The sequence below is a fragment of the Desulfobulbus rhabdoformis genome (assembly GCF_016919065.1).
GTDB lineage: Bacteria > Desulfobacterota > Desulfobulbia > Desulfobulbales > Desulfobulbaceae > Desulfobulbus > Desulfobulbus rhabdoformis.
The window spans coordinates 1-888 of sequence record NZ_JAFFQA010000139.1; the positions used below are offsets into that span (position 1 = coordinate 1).

The following is an 888-nucleotide window of genomic DNA, read 5'->3' on the forward strand; positions in this document are numbered from 1 at the left end:
TGGTTCAGCAGGCCCTGCTGGACATCCTTCAGCCGATATTTGATCCTGGTTTTCATCCATCAAGCTATGGGTACCGCCCTGGGCGGAGTTGCCATCAGGCAATCACCAAAGCGAGTATGTTCATCCGCAGGTACGATCGGAAATGGGTTGTGGATATGGATCTATCCAAGTGCTTTGACACTCTGGATCATGATTTTATCCTAAACGCATTTTCTCGGCGGGTGAAAGATGGGAGCATCCTTGGATTGTTGCGGTTGATCCTGAAAAGCGGGGTTATGACAGGAGAAGGGTGGCAAGCCAGTGAAGTTGGGAGCCCACAAGGTGGAGTAATCAGCCCGCTGATTGCGAACGTGTACCTTGATGCCTTTGATCAGTTTATGAAGGCACGAGGGCATCGTATTGTCCGCTATGCGGATGATATCCTGATCCTGTGCTGTTCAAAAAGTGGTGCGCAAAATGCTTTGGAACAGGCAAGCCGCTATCTGGAAGTTGAGTTATTACTCACTGTGAATCGAGAGAAAACGCATATTTGCCACAGTTGGTTTGGAGTAAAATTTCTTGGGGTGATGATTCACTCGAAGAACACTCGTATTCAAGCTGGAAAGGTGCGTTTTTTCAAAGACAAGGTGAAATCACTGACTCGGCGAAATTCAGGGAAAAACCTGGAGCAGGTAATTCTACTTTGGGGATCATCCGGCAGAGCATAACTTCTCTTCACTCTGTGCTTTATACGCAGAATCGATGGATGCCTGTCGTTTTCGGTGTCGCTTTTCCAACTGCTCCAACATTTCAGATTCCGTAATGTCTCGTCGGGGCAAAGTAGCCTTGAGAATTACCGCAATATCAGCGCAGCTCAAGAGCGGTATTTCCGTTTTGTTGGTGATCCGT

Annotated in this window: 1 protein-coding gene and 1 pseudogene; one reads left to right on the forward strand and one right to left on the reverse strand. The window is 47.7% G+C overall.

Going from position 1 to position 888, the window contains the following annotated elements:
• On the forward strand, positions 1-707 hold a 707-nt coding region (locus tag JWJ90_RS22775), incomplete at its 5' end, for a reverse transcriptase domain-containing protein (RefSeq protein WP_275889174.1).
• On the opposite strand, the pseudogene JWJ90_RS22780 reads toward JWJ90_RS22775, so the two are convergent.
• A pseudogene (locus tag JWJ90_RS22780) lies at positions 690-888 on the reverse strand (hypothetical protein); the annotation flags it as partial. The gene JWJ90_RS22775 and the pseudogene JWJ90_RS22780 sit on opposite strands and share 18 nt — an antisense overlap.